This window comes from Terrabacter sp. AAH1 (assembly GCF_054456855.1).
Window position 1 is genome coordinate 166,968 of record NZ_JBTJJV010000004.1, and the last position, 14,500, is coordinate 181,467.

The 14,500-nt window shown below is 72.3% G+C and carries 10 protein-coding genes; 7 read left to right on the forward strand and 3 right to left on the reverse strand.

Going from position 1 to position 14,500, the window contains the following annotated elements; genetic code table 11:
• Both ACXR8F_RS08785 and ACXR8F_RS08790 read left to right on the forward strand, forming a co-directional pair.
• On the forward strand, positions 1-1,719 hold the full coding sequence (locus ACXR8F_RS08785; RefSeq protein WP_458799791.1) for an FAD-dependent oxidoreductase: 1,719 nt from the start codon (positions 1-3) through the stop codon (positions 1,717-1,719).
• A 15-nt stretch (positions 1,720-1,734) separates the two neighbouring features.
• Positions 1,735-3,135 (forward strand): sensor histidine kinase, encoded by a 1,401-nt coding sequence (locus tag ACXR8F_RS08790; protein ID WP_045192343.1) that lies wholly within the window; start codon positions 1,735-1,737, stop codon positions 3,133-3,135.
• A 50-nt stretch (positions 3,136-3,185) separates the two neighbouring features.
• On the opposite strand, the gene ACXR8F_RS08795 is transcribed toward ACXR8F_RS08790, so the two are convergent.
• Genes ACXR8F_RS08795 through ACXR8F_RS08805 form a run of 3 tightly spaced genes read right to left on the reverse strand, consistent with a single transcriptional unit; the run spans position 3,186 to position 6,428 of the window.
• Positions 3,186-3,878, reverse strand: coding sequence for an MBL fold metallo-hydrolase (locus ACXR8F_RS08795; RefSeq protein ID WP_458799792.1), 693 nt, complete (start codon positions 3,876-3,878; stop codon positions 3,186-3,188).
• A 1-nt stretch (position 3,879) separates the two neighbouring features.
• Positions 3,880-4,581, reverse strand: coding sequence for a maleylpyruvate isomerase family mycothiol-dependent enzyme (locus ACXR8F_RS08800; RefSeq protein ID WP_458799793.1), 702 nt, complete (start codon positions 4,579-4,581; stop codon positions 3,880-3,882).
• Positions 4,578-6,428: a glycoside hydrolase family 15 protein gene (locus ACXR8F_RS08805; protein ID WP_458799794.1), complete on the reverse strand. Its 1,851-nt coding sequence runs from the start codon at positions 6,426-6,428 to the stop codon at positions 4,578-4,580. The genes ACXR8F_RS08800 and ACXR8F_RS08805 overlap by 4 nt, the downstream gene beginning before the upstream one ends.
• A gap of 129 nt (positions 6,429-6,557) precedes the next feature.
• Between ACXR8F_RS08805 and uvrA the strand changes: the two genes are divergently transcribed.
• From uvrA to ACXR8F_RS08830, 5 genes are all read left to right on the forward strand, one after another.
• Entirely contained in the window at positions 6,558-9,680 is a 3,123-nt protein-coding gene (gene uvrA / locus ACXR8F_RS08810) for an excinuclease ABC subunit UvrA (protein ID WP_458800034.1), read from the forward strand.
• Positions 9,677-10,267 carry a Rieske (2Fe-2S) protein gene (locus tag ACXR8F_RS08815; RefSeq protein ID WP_458799795.1) on the forward strand — a complete coding sequence of 197 codons (591 nt, stop codon included), beginning with the start codon at positions 9,677-9,679 and terminating at the stop codon, positions 10,265-10,267. The genes uvrA and ACXR8F_RS08815 overlap by 4 nt, the downstream gene beginning before the upstream one ends.
• 121 nt (positions 10,268-10,388) lie before the next feature.
• Positions 10,389-12,518 (forward strand): excinuclease ABC subunit UvrC, encoded by a 2,130-nt coding sequence (gene uvrC, locus ACXR8F_RS08820; protein ID WP_458799797.1) that lies wholly within the window; start codon positions 10,389-10,391, stop codon positions 12,516-12,518.
• Positions 12,515-13,432 (forward strand): RNase adapter RapZ, encoded by a 918-nt coding sequence (gene rapZ / locus ACXR8F_RS08825; protein WP_045192351.1) that lies wholly within the window; start codon positions 12,515-12,517, stop codon positions 13,430-13,432. Before uvrC ends, rapZ begins: the two co-directional genes overlap by 4 nt.
• 13 nt (positions 13,433-13,445) lie before the next feature.
• Positions 13,446-14,414 carry a gluconeogenesis factor YvcK family protein gene (locus ACXR8F_RS08830; RefSeq protein WP_045192353.1) on the forward strand — a complete coding sequence of 323 codons (969 nt, stop codon included), beginning with the start codon at positions 13,446-13,448 and terminating at the stop codon, positions 14,412-14,414.
• Positions 14,415-14,500: the final 86 nt, after the last annotated feature.

Here is a 14,500-nt window from a genome sequence, read left to right on the forward strand (position 1 = left end):
GTGGCGAGACCGGCGATCCTCACGGTGGATGACGACGCTCCCGTCTCCGCTGCGATCGCCCGGGACCTGCGGGCGCGCTACGGCGCCGACCACCGCATCCTGCGCGCGAGCTCGGGCGCCGAGGCGCACGACCTCGTGGCCCGCCTGCTTCTCAAGGGGCAGCCGCTCGCTCTCGTCCTGGCCGACCAGCGGATGCCCGGGCTGACCGGCATCGAGGTGCTCGGCCGGGTGCGGGTCGACGTGCCCGAGGCGAAGCTGGTCCTGCTCACGGCGTACGCCGACACGGACGTCGCCATCGCCGCGATCAACGACATCGGCCTCGACCACTACCTGCTCAAGCCGTGGGACCCGCCCGACGAGAACCTCTACCCCGTCGTCGACGACCTCCTCGCCGACTGGCACCACGCCCACCCGGACCACACCGACGACGTACGCGTGGTGGGCGACCGCTGGTCGGAGGGCACCCACGCGGTCAAGACCTTCCTCGCCAACAACCACGTGCCCTACCGGTGGCTCGACGTCGAGCGCGACGCCGAGGGCGCGCGGCTGCGTGACCTCGCCGGGGCCCGGCCGGAGGACCTGCCGCTGGTGCTCGTGCCGGACGGCGAGACGCTCAGAGCCCCGTCGACCGTCGCGATCGCGAGCGCCCTGGGACTGCGGACCCGCGCGGAGCGCGACCTCTACGACCTCTGCATCGTCGGCGGCGGACCCGCCGGTCTCGCGGCGGCCGTCTACGCCGCCTCCGAGGGCCTCAGCACCGTCGTCGTCGAGCACGAGGCGCCCGGCGGGCAGGCGGGTCAGAGCGCCGCGATCGAGAACTACCTCGGCTTCCCCCGCGGGCTCTCCGGTGCGGACCTGGCCCAGCGCGCCATCGCCCAGGCCCGCCGGTTCGGCGCCGAGATGGTGCTCGCCCGCGACGTCGTCGCCCTCGAGCCCCGAGGCCCGGTGCGGGCGGTGCGGCTGCAGGGCATCGAGGCCCACATCGGGGGTGGCGCTCCGGCGCCTCGGGTCGGCGGCAGCGAGAACGGCTTCACCGACATCGAGGCGCGCAGCGTCGTCCTCGCGACCGGCGTCTCCTACCGTCGTCTCGCCGCGGACGGCCTCGACGCCCTCGTGGGACGCGGCGTCCACTACGGGGCGAGCGCCGGGCAGGCCGCGGCCTGCAGCGGCGAGGAGGTCTACGTCGTCGGCGCCGCCAACTCGGCCGGCCAGGCCGTGCTCAACCTCGCGCGGTTCGCGAAGCGGGTGACGCTCGTCGTCCGGGGCTCCTCGCTCGAGGCGAGCATGTCGCAGTACCTCGTCGAGCGGATCCGCGCCGACGACCGGATCCGCGTGCTGTGCGGCACCGAGGTCGTCGCAGCGTCCGGCGACGGCCACCTGGAACGGCTGACGCTCGCCGACCGGGCCGCGGGCACGACGACCGACGTCGAGGCCTCGTGGCTCTTCGTCTTCATCGGCGCGGCCCCCCGCACGGACTGGTTGGGTGCGGAGGTCGCGCGGGACGGGCACGGCTTCGTCGTGACCGGCCACGACCTCGTGTCGGGACCGTACGCCGGGGGCTGGACCCTGAGCCGGCCGCCGTTCGCCCTCGAGACGAGCCTTCCCGGCGTCTTCGCTGCGGGCGACGTGCGCGCCGACTCGATGAAGCGGGTGGCATCGGCGGTGGGCGAGGGTTCGATGTCCGTCTACTTCGTGCACCGCTATCTCGCCACGATCTGACGGGACCTGCCAACGATGCTCGCGCTCGCCGACCTCCGGACCATCCCCCTCTTCGACGGGCTGCGCGACGACCAGCTCACGCAGCTGCTCGAGGTCGGGACCGAGCTCCGGGTCCGCCCCGGCGAGGTCGTGTTCCTCGAGGGTGACCGTGCCGACCACTGGTGGGTGCTCGTCGACGGCGCGCTGGACCTGTCGCGCCACATCGGCCGCGAGGACGTCACCGTGGGGCGCATGGACGTGCCGGGCCGGTGGGCCGGTGGCTTCCGTGCCTGGGACGACAACGGGGTCTACCTCGCCACCGCGCGAGGCGTCACCGCGGGTCGGATGTTGCGGGTTCCGGCCGAGGACCTCCGCGACCTCGCCGACACGTGGTTCCCGTTCGCGGCGCACCTGGTGGCAGGGCTCTACGGCACGGCCCGGTCGATCGAGGCGACGGCCCGGCAGCGCAGCGGTCTCGTCACGCTCGGCACGCTCGCGGCAGGGCTCGCCCACGAGATCAACAACCCGGCGGCCGCGTCCGCCCGGTCCGCGGCGGAGCTCGAACGTGCCTGCGACGGTCTGCTGGAGGCCCTGCGGCACATGGCGGTCCGCGGTCTGACCGCTGAAGGGTTCGAGTCCCTGGACTCGCTCCGGCGGGGACTGGGACCACCGGCCGCGCTCGCCGACCCGCTCGAGACCGCTGACCGGGAGGAGGAGCTGGGGCAGTGGCTCGAGCGTGCAGGGGTGGAGCAGCCGTGGGACCTCGCCGCGCCCTTGGTCTCCGCCGGCGCCGACGTCGCGTGGCTCCGACGAGCGGCCGAGACGGTGCCCGGCGATGCGCTGGGCCCGTCGCTCGAGTGGGTGGCGCGCACCATCGACGTCACGTCGCTCCTGGCCGAGGTGAGGGAGTCGACGCGTCGTGTCTCCGAGCTCGTAGCCGGCATCAAGACCTACTCGCAGATGGACCGGGCGTCCCACCAGCGCGTCGACGTGCGCGAGGGCATCGAGAGCACCCTGCTCGTCATGGGTCCCCGGCTGCGTCCCAATGTCACCGTGGTGCGCGACTGGGGGAGTGACGTGCCGCTCGTCGACGGCATGCCCGGCGAGCTCAACCAGGTGTGGACCAACCTCGTGGACAACGCCGTCGACGCCATGGACGGCAACGGCACCCTCACGGTGCGCACGCGGCGTGACGGCGACGGAGTGCTCGTCGAGGTCCGTGACACCGGCTCGGGCATGAGCGCCGAGGCCCGGCAGCGTGCCTTCGAGCCCTTCTTCACGACCAAGGAGGTCGGCAGGGGCACCGGGCTCGGCCTCGACGTGGCCCACCGGATCGTCGTCGACCGCCACGGCGGGAGCATCGAGGTCGAGTCGCGTCCGGGCGACACCCGGTTCCGGGTGCGCCTACCCGTCAGCGCGGTGCCCGGCGCTCCCTGAGCGGTGCCGCGGCACCGGCACGCGGCACACGCCGTGGGACGGCCGCGCACTCACCAGCCGCGGGCGCGCCACTCGTCGAGGTGCGGCCGCTCGGCGCCGAGCGTGGAGTCGTCGCCGTGGCCGGGGTAGAACCACGTGTCGTCGTCGTAGACGTCGAAGACTCGCGTCGTGACGTCCTCGATGAGCGACTCGAAGCTCTGGCCCGGGTTCTTCGTGTTGCCGATGCCGCCCGGGAAGAGGCTGTCGCCGGTGAAGAGGTGCGTGTGGCCGTCGGGGTCGGCGTAGGCGAGCGCGATCGAGCCCGGGGTGTGCCCACGCAGGTGCACGACGTCGAGCGTCACGTCACCGACGGTCACCGTGTCACCCTGCCCGACGCGTACGTCGACGGGGACGGGCAGCCCCTCGGCGTCGTCGGCGCCGGCGACGGTGCGCGCGCCGGTGGCCTCGACGACCTCGGCGAGCGCGCCGACGTGGTCGTGGTGCTGGTGGGTGGTGACGACCGTCTCGAGCCCGTCACCGCCGGCGCCCACCAGCTCGAGGAGTCGCGGGGCCTCGGCCGCGGCGTCGATGAGCAGCTGGGCTCCGGTCGAGCGGCAGGTCAGCAGGTACGCGTTGTTGTCCATCGTGCCGACGGACTGCTTGCGGATGGTCAGGTGTGGCAGCTCGCGCACGGCGGCCGGGCCGCCCTGCTCGACGTGGCCGGAGTACGTGTCGGGTGCGTGGTCGGGTGCGTGGTCGGGCATGTCAGCCTCCGAAGGGAAGGGTCGGGACGGGGCCGTCGAACCGGACCCCGTCGGTGTGGCCGCGGGCGAGCCAGGTGAGCACCGCGGCGCGTGCCCCGGTGACCGTCGTCGCGCCGTCACCGACGGTGTACGCGTCGCCCTCGGCCGTCGCGATGCGCAGCGACGGGGGCGCGTCCTCCTTGGCCAGCCGGTTCGCAGCGTCGCGCAGGAAGAGGGCGACGACCTCGTCGGGTGCCGCGGCGAACGTGAAGCCGGCGTCGAGGTCGACGTGGTGGAAGACGAGCTCACGCAACCGCATGAAGGGGACCATCCCGACGGGGATCGGGAAGCCGCCCGGGGTGCGCTCGACACGGACCTCGGCGTGCTCGGGACGCAGCGCGGCGAGGCGTTCGGCGAGCCGCGCGGCCGAGTCGCGGATGTCGGTGGCGTGCTCGTGCGCCGAGCGACGAGCGCCGGCGGCGATGTCGGCGTCGCGCGACTCGACCGTGTCGTACATGGTGCCGGGGGCTCCGGTCAGCGCGACGTCGCAGACGCGGGCCAGCGCGTCGGCGTTGCGGGCGATGTGGGCGAGCACGTGGCCGCGGGACCACCCCTCGCACAGCGACGGGGCGAGCACCGCGTCGTTGCGGAACGAGGCGGCCGTCGCCACGACCCGTTCGGTCTCGGCCGCCACGAGGTCTGCGGTCACGTCGGCGTGCTTCATGCCGTTGCCCTCCCGGGTTGCTTCTCGGTCGCGCTGTCGGACGCCTCGCCGGGGGCCTTCGCGAGCGCCAGGGCCGCCCCGACGAGGGCGAGGTGCGAGAACGCCTGGGGGAAGTTGCCCACCATCCGCTCGTTCACCGGGTCGTACTCCTCGGACAGCAGGCCGACGTCGTTGGTCAGGCCGACGAGCCGCTCCATCAGCTCGTTCGCCTTCGCGGTCATACCCGCCCTCGCGTATGCCGTCACGAGCCAGAACGAGCACGCGAGGAAGGGGTGCTCGCCACCCGGGAGCCCGTCGACGTCGGTCTCGGTGCGGTAGCGCATGACGAGGCCGTCTCGCATCAGGTCCTGCTCGACCGCCGCGATGGTCCCGAGCATGCGCGGGTCGTCGCCGTCGACGAAACCGATCGCCGACAGGGTGAGCAGCGAGGCGTCGACCTCGGTGGTGTCGTAGTGCTGCACGAAGGTGCCACGCTCGGTGTCGAAGCCCTTCGTCATGACCTCGTCGCGCACCTGGTCGCGCAGCGTCCTCCACTCGTCGACCGGACCCTCGGCGCCGTACCGCTCGACGGCTCGCACGGCCCGGTCGAAGGCCGCCCAGACCATGGCCCGGGAGTGGGTGAAGTGGCGCAGCGGCCCGCGGATCTCCCAGAGCCCGTTGTCGGCCTCCTGCCAGTGCCGGGCGAGGTGGTTGACGAGGGCACGCTGCAGGTGCCAGGAGTCGTCGTTGTCCTCGAGACCACGCATCCGTGCGTGGTCGAGGGAGATCATCACCTCGCCGAGCACGTCGGTCTGGCGCTGGTCCACGGCGGCGTTGCCCACGCGTACGGGCGTCGACCCGGCATACCCGGGGAGGTGGTGCAGCACCCGCTCGGGCAGGTCGCGGCCCCCGTCGACGCGGTACATGATCTGCATGTCCTCGGGGTCGCCCGCCACGGCCCGCAGCAGCCACGCCCGCCACAGCTCGGTCTCCTCGACGTAGCCGCAGCCGAGCAGCGCCTCGAGCGTCAAGGCGGCGTCGCGCAGCCAGCAGAACCGGTAGTCCCAGTTGCGCTCGCCGCCGAGCTCCTCCGGCAGCGAGGTCGTCGCGGCGGCCACGATGCCCCCCGTCGTCTGGTGCGTCAGGCCGCGCAGCACCAGCAGCGAACGGGTCACGGCAGCGGCATACGGCCCGGAGTAGTGGCTCTGGGCGGCGTAGCGCTCGCTCAGCGCGATCGTCTCGGCGATGCGGGCGCGCACGCTGAGCGGCGGCGGGATCTGCTCGTGGCTGCGGAACCACGTCGTCGAGAAGGTCATCGACTCGCCCGCCGAGACGTCGAACTCGTCGACGTGGTGGCCGTCCTGCGCGTGGGGGAGGCGGGCCCCGCGCAGCACGAGCATGTCCGGCCCTGCGATGGCGGTGATGATCTCGTCGGTGCGGCCCTCGCGGTCGTCGGTGTGCCGCGCGACCCAAGGGCGGGTGCGCCCGTAGTTGAAGCGCACGGTCCACTCGTGGACCATCCGCACCGTGCCCTCGAGGCCCTCGATGCGGCGCAGCACGTCGGAGCGCCCGTCGCCGAGCGGCATGACGTCGGTCACCTTGACCCGTCCGGTGGAGGTCTCGTGGAACGTCTCGAGCACGAAGGAGTTGCCGGCGTAGCGGCGGGTCGTCACGGCGTCCTCGTCGACCGGCGCGATGAGCCACCTGCCGTGCTCCGGCGTGCCGAGCAGCGCCGAGAAGCAGGCCCGGGAGTCGAAGCGCGGCAGGCACAGCCAGTCGATGGAGCCGCGCCGGCTCACGAGCGCCGCGGTGCCGAGGTCGCCGAGCACCGCGTAGTCCTCGATGGGCGTCGGCGCGTGCTCACTCATGGGTGCGAGTATGCCGCCAGGCCGGGTCGCGCGTGCGGGGCACCCGCCGCGTTGGCGCGTCCCGGTGCGGGTCGCGGGCGAGCCGCCGCGACGCCGCCGATACGAGGACTGTCGGTGGCCCGACTTAGCATGTTGCGCGTGACTGCTACGCCCACCGGCAACGCCCATTCCCTCGTCGTCCGCGGCGCGCGAGAGCACAACCTCCGCGACGTGTCCGTCGACCTCCCCCGCGACAGCCTCATCGTCTTCACCGGGCTCTCCGGGTCGGGCAAGTCGAGCCTCGCGTTCGACACGATCTTCGCGGAGGGCCAGCGGCGCTACGTCGAGTCGCTGTCGGCGTACGCCCGGCAGTTCCTCGGGCAGATGGACAAGCCCGACGTCGACTTCATCGAGGGGCTGTCACCGGCCGTGTCGATCGACCAGAAGTCGACCAACCGCAACCCCCGGTCGACCGTCGGCACCATCACCGAGGTCTACGACTACCTCCGCCTGCTCTTCGCGCGCGCCGGGCGACCGCACTGCCCCGTCTGCGGCGAGCCGGTCACCCGCCAGTCGCCGCAGCAGATCGTCGACCAGCTGCTCACGCTCGACGACCGCACCCGCTTCCAGGTGCTCGCCCCGGTGGTCCAGGGCCGCAAGGGCGAGTTCGTCGACCTCTTCGCCGAGCTGCAGACCAAGGGCTTCTCGCGTGCCCGGGTCGACGGCGAGGTCGTCTCGCTCACCGAGGCGCCCAAGCTCGAGAAGCAGAAGAAGCACACGATCGAGGTCGTCGTCGACCGACTCGTCGCCAAGGGTGACGACGCCGGCTCCAAGCGTCGCCTCACCGACTCGGTCGAGACCGCTCTCGGGCTCGCCGGGGGCATCGTCATCATCGACTTCGTCGACCGCGAGGCCAAGGACAAGCAGCGCGAGCGGCGCTACTCCGAGAAGATGGCCTGCCCCAACAACCACCCCCTGGGCATGGACGAGGTGCAGCCCCGGTCGTTCTCGTTCAACTCGCCCTTCGGCGCCTGCCCCGAGTGCACCGGCATCGGCACCGAGCTCGAGGTCGACCCCGAGCTCGTCGTCCCCGACGACGACCTGACCCTCGCCGACGGGGCCATCGCCCCGTGGGCCCAGGGGTCCGGCTCCGCCGAGTACTTCCAGCGCGTCATGGGCGCGCTGGCCGAGGACATGAAGTTCTCGATGGACGTCCCGTGGCGGGCGCTGCCGGCCCGGGCGAAGGAGGCCCTGCTCCACGGGCAGAACTACAAGGTCCACGTCCGCTACAAGAACCGCTACGGCCGCGACCGCTCCTACACCACCGGCTTCGAGGGCGTCGTCCCGTTCATCAAGCGCCGCCACGCCGAGACCGACTCCGACTGGAGCCGCGACCGCTACGAGGGCTTCATGCGCGAGGTCCCGTGCCCGGTCTGCAAGGGCGCCCGCCTCAAGCCCGAGTCCCTCGCCGTCCTCGTCGGCGGCAAGAACATCTCCGAGGTCTGTGGCCTCGCGATCAACGAGGCCGCCGGGTTCCTCGACACCGTCGACTTCACTCCCCGCGAGAAGCAGATCGCCGAGCGCGTCATCAAGGAGATCGACGCCCGGCTCGGCTTCCTCCTCGACGTCGGCCTCGACTACCTCTCGCTCGACCGCCCCGCCGGCACCCTCTCCGGCGGCGAGGCGCAGCGCATCCGCCTGGCGACCCAGATCGGCTCCGGCCTCGTGGGGGTGCTCTACGTGCTCGACGAGCCGTCGATCGGCCTGCACCAGCGCGACAACCACCGGCTCATCGAGACCCTGACCCGCCTGCGCGACCTCGGCAACACGCTCATCGTGGTCGAGCACGACGAGGACACCATCGCCACCGCCGACTGGGTCGTCGACATCGGCCCCGGCGCCGGCGAGCACGGTGGCCACGTCGTGCACTCCGGGCCGGTCAAGGGCCTGCTCGAGCACCCCGACTCGCTCACCGGCATGTACCTCTCCGGGCGCCGCGAGATCCCGACCCCCGACGTGCGCCGCGGCCACGACGGTCGCCAGCTCACGGTCACCGGCGCCCGCGAGAACAACCTGCAGAACGTCTCGGTGAACTTCCCGCTCGGCAACCTCGTCGCCGTCACCGGCGTCTCCGGCTCGGGCAAGTCGACCCTCGTCAACGACATCCTCTACAACGTGCTCGCCAACAAGCTCAACGGCGCCCGGCACGTGCCCGGCCGGCACAAGACGGTCACCGGCCTCGACCACCTCGACAAGGTCGTGCACGTCGACCAGAGCCCGATCGGGCGCACGCCCCGATCGAACCCGGCCACCTACACCGGCGTCTTCGACAACATGCGCAAGCTGTTCGCCGAGACGACCGAGGCGAAGATCCGTGGCTACCAGCCCGGGCGTTTCTCCTTCAACGTCAAGGGCGGGCGCTGCGACGCGTGCTCCGGCGACGGCACCATCAAGATCGAGATGAACTTCCTGCCCGACGTCTACGTGCCGTGCGAGGTGTGCCACGGGGCCCGCTACAACCGCGAGACGCTGGAGGTGCACTTCAAGGGCAAGACCATCGCCGACGTGCTCGACATGCCCATCGAGGAGGCCGCCACGTTCTTCGAGGCGGTCCCCGCGATCTCGCGCCACCTCAAGACGCTCAACGACGTCGGCCTGGGCTACGTGCGCCTCGGCCAGCCGGCACCGACCCTCTCGGGCGGCGAGGCGCAGCGCGTCAAGCTCGCGAGCGAGCTGCAGAAGCGTTCCACGGGACGCACGATCTACGTCCTCGACGAGCCGACGACCGGCCTGCACTTCGAGGACATCAAGAAGCTCCTCGACGTGCTCCAGGGGCTCGTCGACAAGGGCAACACCGTCATCGTCATCGAGCACAACCTCGACGTGATCAAGAACGCCGACTGGATCATCGACATGGGCCCCGAGGGCGGGTCGGGGGGCGGCACGGTCATCGCCGAGGGCACTCCCGAGGACGTTGCCGACGTGGCGGCCAGCCACACCGGCCGCTTCCTCCGACCGATCCTCGACCGCACCGCGCGCACGACGACGCGCACCACCGCCAAGGGCCGCGCCGGGTCCGGCACCAGGAAGAAGGCCGGGGAGGGCTCACAGCGAGCTGACGGCTCGGGCACAGCGAGCTCTCCCAGACTGAAGGCCCCCCGCACCACGGGTCGCGCCAGAGGAGGTGCCACCACCGCGGCCGCGAAGAAGAGCACGCCCAGCACCACCGTGAGCAAGACACGGACCTCCACCACCAGGAAGAGGAACGCATGACACAGCGCAGCCACTCACGCACCGCCGAGCAGTCCAGCACCTTCGCCCCCGAGCACGCCCCCTCCGTCGACACCCCTGTCGACACCCCTGTCATCACCCCTGTCGCTGCCGAAGAGGGTCACCAGCACGTCGCCGCACTCGCCGACCGCCGCGGCGTCCTCAAGGCCGCCGGAGTCGTCGTCGGCGCCGGTGCCCTCGCCGCCTGCAGCAGCCCGCCCGTCCCCAGCGCGACCGGCGCCTCGTCGAGCAGCGCCGCCTCCGCGGGCGGGTCGAGCTCGGCCGCGGCTTCGGCGCCGTCCGGCGGGGGCACCCCGTCGTCCGAGGTGCCCGTCGGTGGCGCGAAGTTCTTCCCCGACACCAAGACCGTCGTCACCCAACCGGTGGCCGGCACGTTAAAGGCCTTCGACACGACCTGCCCGCACCAGGGCTGCGCCGTGAGCTCCGTCGCCGACAAGCAGCTCGTCTGCCCCTGCCACCAGAGCCACTTCGACCTGACCACGGGCGAGCCGACGCCCGACAGCCAGGCGAAGCGCGCCCTCACCGCCAAGCAGGTCACCGTCAGCGGAGACACCTTCACCGTCGCCTGAGCGAGCCCCGACCGCGCTCCACCCGAGCCCTGACCGACCTTCCCGTATGCCGTCCTGCCGCCCTCGTCGGGGTCGGAGGGCGGCATACGGCGTCGTCGGTGGGCCGACATAGGGTGGACGCGTGGCGGACCCGACGACCTACCGACCGAAGCCGGGGGAGATCCCGACCGACCCGGGCGTCTACCGCTTCCGCGACGCCCACGGCCGGGTCATCTATGTCGGCAAGGCCAAGTCGCTGCGCCCCCGCCTCTCGTCCTACTTCCAGGACATCACCGCGCTGCACCCGCGCACGGCCACGATGGTCACCACTGCGGCCTCGGTCGAGTGGACCGTCGTGCGCACCGAGGTCGAGGCGCTCCAGCTCGAGTACTCCTGGATCAAGGAGTTCGACCCGCGCTTCAACGTCAAGTACCGCGACGACAAGTCCTATCCGTTCCTCGCCGTCACGATGGGCGAGGAGTTCCCGCGGGCCCAGGTGATGCGCGGCGCCAAGCGCAAGGGCACGCGCTACTTCGGCCCCTACGGCCACGCCTGGGCGATCCGCGAGACGCTCGACCTGCTGCTGCGGGTCTTCCCGGTGCGCACCTGCTCCTCGGGCGTCTTCAAGCGTGCGGCCGCCAGCGGCAGGCCCTGCCTGCTGGGCTACATCGACAAGTGCTCGGCGCCCTGCGTCGGGCGCGTCACCCCCGACGAGCACCGCGCCATCGCCGAGGACTTCTGCGACTTCATGGCGGGCAACAGCTCGCGCTTCGCCAAGCGCCTCGAGACCCGCATGAAGGAGGCCGCGGCCGAGCTCGACTTCGAGCAGGCGGCCCGGCTGCGCGACGACCTCGGCGCCCTGACCAAGGCCCTCGAGAAGCAGGCCGTCGTCCTCGGTGACGCCACCGACGCCGATGTCTTCGCCCTCGCCGACGACGACCTCGAGGCGGCCGTCCAGGTCTTCCACGTGCGCGGCGGCCGCATCCGGGGCCAGCGTGGCTGGGTCGTCGAGAAGGAGAGCGAGGACCTCCCGACCCTCGTCGAGCACCTGCTCCAGCAGGTCTACGGCGACGCCGACCGCGACGCCGTGCCCCGCGAGGTGCTCGTCCCCACGCTGCCGGCCGACCTCGAGGCCGTCACCGAGTGGCTGTCGACGGTGCGCGGCTCCAGCGTCGGCGTGCGGGTGCCGCAGCGCGGCGACAAGCGCACGCTCATGGAGACGGTGCGCCGCAACGCCGAGCAGTCGCTGGCCCGTCACAAGGTCGCCCGCGCCGGCGACCTCACCCTGCGCAGCAAGGCGCTCCAGGAGCTGCAGGACTACCTCGGCCTCGACGACGCGCCGCTGCGCATCGAGTGCTACGACGTCAGCCACGTCCAGGGCACCAACGTCGTGGCCTCGATGGTGGTCTTCGAGGACGGCCTCGCCCGCAAGAGCGAGTACCGCCGCTTCATCGTCCGGGGCGCCACCTCGACGGCCGAGGGCGACGGAGCCGCACCCGACGCGCCCGCGACGGTCGACGACACCGCCGCGATGCGCGAGGTCCTGACCCGTCGGTTCCGCCGCTACCTCGAGGACGCCGAGGGCGCCGGTGACCTCGACCTGTCCACCGGCGTCGTCAGCGATCCCTCGGACGGCTCCGGCCGGGCTGCTGGCCGCAACGGCGCCGTCGCCGACGGCGCCGTCGCTGACAGCGACGCAACCGAGGGCACCGACCGCGACGGCGACGACGACGGGCCGTCCACCTCAGGGCCCATCGACCCCGAGACCGGCCGGCCCCGGCGCTTCGCCTACCCGCCGAGCCTCGTCGTCGTGGACGGCGGGCTGCCGCAGGTCAACGCCGCGCAGGCCGTCCTCGACGAGCTCGGCATCGAGGAGGTCGCGCTCGTCGGCCTCGCGAAGCGGCTCGAGGAGGTGTGGCTCCCGCGCGACGACCACCCGGTCATCCTGCCGCGCACCAGCGAGGGCCTCTACCTGCTCCAGCGCCTGCGTGACGAGGCGCACCGCTTCGCCATCACCTTCCACCGCCAGCGACGCTCCAAGGCGATGACGACCTCCCAGCTCGACGGCATACCGGGTCTGGGCAGCAGCCGGCAGAAGGCGCTGCTGCGCCACTTCGGTTCGGTCAAACGACTTCGCTCGGCGGACGTTTCGGACATCATGGCTGTTCCGGGCTTCGGCAGGTCGCTTGCTTCGGCCGTCGTCAACCACTTGGCTGGGGGAGCACCCCAGGAGCCAGCCGTGAACCTCACGACGGGAGAAGTGCTCGAATGACCGCCGACACCGGCCCCACCCCGCAGACGTCGCTGGCCGATGCGCCCATCGTCATCGTCACCGGCATGAGCGGCGCCGGACGCAGCACCACCGCCAACGTCCTCGAGGACCTCGGCTGGCTCGTCGTCGACAACCTCCCGCCCCAGCTCCTCTCGCACCTGACCGAGCTGCGCGAGGAGGCGCGCGCGAAGGACCCCGGGTCCCGGCTCCAGCAGGTGGCCGTCGTCGTCGACGTCCGCTCGCGCGGCTGGTTCGAGCTGCTCGAGGGCGCCATCGCCGAGGCCCGCGAGCGCGGCGAGCGGCCCAGCCTCGTGTTCCTCGACGCGACCGACGAGGCCCTCGTGCGCCGGTTCGAGAGCGTGCGCCGTCCACACCCGCTGCAGGGCGACGGCCGGCTGCTCGACGGCATCCAGCGTGAGCGCGAGCGGCTGCTCGACCTGCGGTCGTCCGCCGACGTCGTCATCGACAGCTCGGGCCTCAACGTGCACCAGCTGAGCGCCAAGCTCAGCTCGCTCTTCGCCGGCGAGGGCCGCGTGCAGCTGCGCATCGCCGTGATGTCCTTCGGGTTCAAGTACGGCCTGCCACTCGACGCCGACGTCGTCTTCGACATGCGCTTCCTGCCCAACCCCTACTGGGTGCCCGAGCTGCGGGCCCTCACCGGGCGAGACGGCCCCGTCAGCGAGTTCGTCATGAAGCAGGCCGGTGCCGACGAGTTCCTCGACCGGGCCGGCGAGCTCCTCGACACGATGATCGCGGGCTACGTCCGAGAGGGGCGTCGCTACGTCACCGTCGCCGTCGGCTGCACCGGTGGCAAGCACCGTTCCGTCGCCATCGCCGAGGCCCTGAGCGCGCGCCTCGGCGGGCGCGACCGCGTCGACACGTTCGTCGTGCACCGCGACCTGGGGCGGGAGTGACGGGGCCCGGCCGATGACCCCACCCCGCGGACCCCTGGCGTTCCCGCACCACCGCGACATCGTCGCGCTCGGTGGCGGGCACGGCCTCGCAGCAACGCTCTCGGCGCTGCGCCTGCTCACCGACCACGTCACGGCCGTCGTCACGGTCGCCGACGACGGAGGTTCGAGCGGCCGGCTGCGCGAGGAGTTCGACGTGCTGCCTCCGGGCGACCTCCGCATGGCCCTCTCGGCCCTCTGCGACGAGAGCGACTGGGGGCACACGTGGCGCGACGTCCTCCAGCACCGTTTTGCCGGCTCGGGTGAGCTCCAGGGGCACGCCCTCGGCAACCTCATGATCGTCTCCATCTGGGAGCTGCTCGGCGACACGGTCAAGGGCCTCGACCTCGTGGGCCGCCTCCTCGGTGCCCGCGGGCGCGTGCTGCCGATGGCGGCCGAGCCCCTCGAGATCGTGGCGGAGATCCGCGGCCACGACCCCGAGCGTCCCGGCGAAACCGTCGAGGTGCGCGGCCAGCACCGGGTCGCGTCGTCACCCGGCATCGTCTCGTCCATCGGCATCGTGCCGACCTGCCCCGAGCCGTGCCACGAGGCCTTGGGGGCCGTCGCCGCCGCCGACTGGGTGATGCTCGGGCCCGGCTCGTGGTTCACGTCGGTCATGCCGCACCTGCTCGTGCCCGACCTCGTCGACGCCCTCGTGACAACCCCTGCAAAGCGCCTGCTCAACCTCAACCTCGAGGTGCACAAGGGCGAGACCCGCGACTTTCGTGCCGAGGACCACCTGGCGTCGTTCGCGGCCAACGCGCCCGACCTGCGGCTCGACGTCGTGCTCGCCGACCCGAGCGTCGTCCCCGACGGCGCCTCCCTGCGCGCTGCCGCGGCCGATCTCGGAGCCGAGCTCGTCGTCGCCCCGGTCGCGGCGCGGGGCGAGCCGGGCGTGCACGACCCGTTGAGGCTCGCGGCTGCCCTGCGCGACGTCATCGCCTGAGCCCTGCCTGCCCCCCACGCGACACGCCGACGTGCAGGGCCTCACGTGCTCGGTGTGTCGCGGAGCGGTCCCGCCGCGAGGGTTCT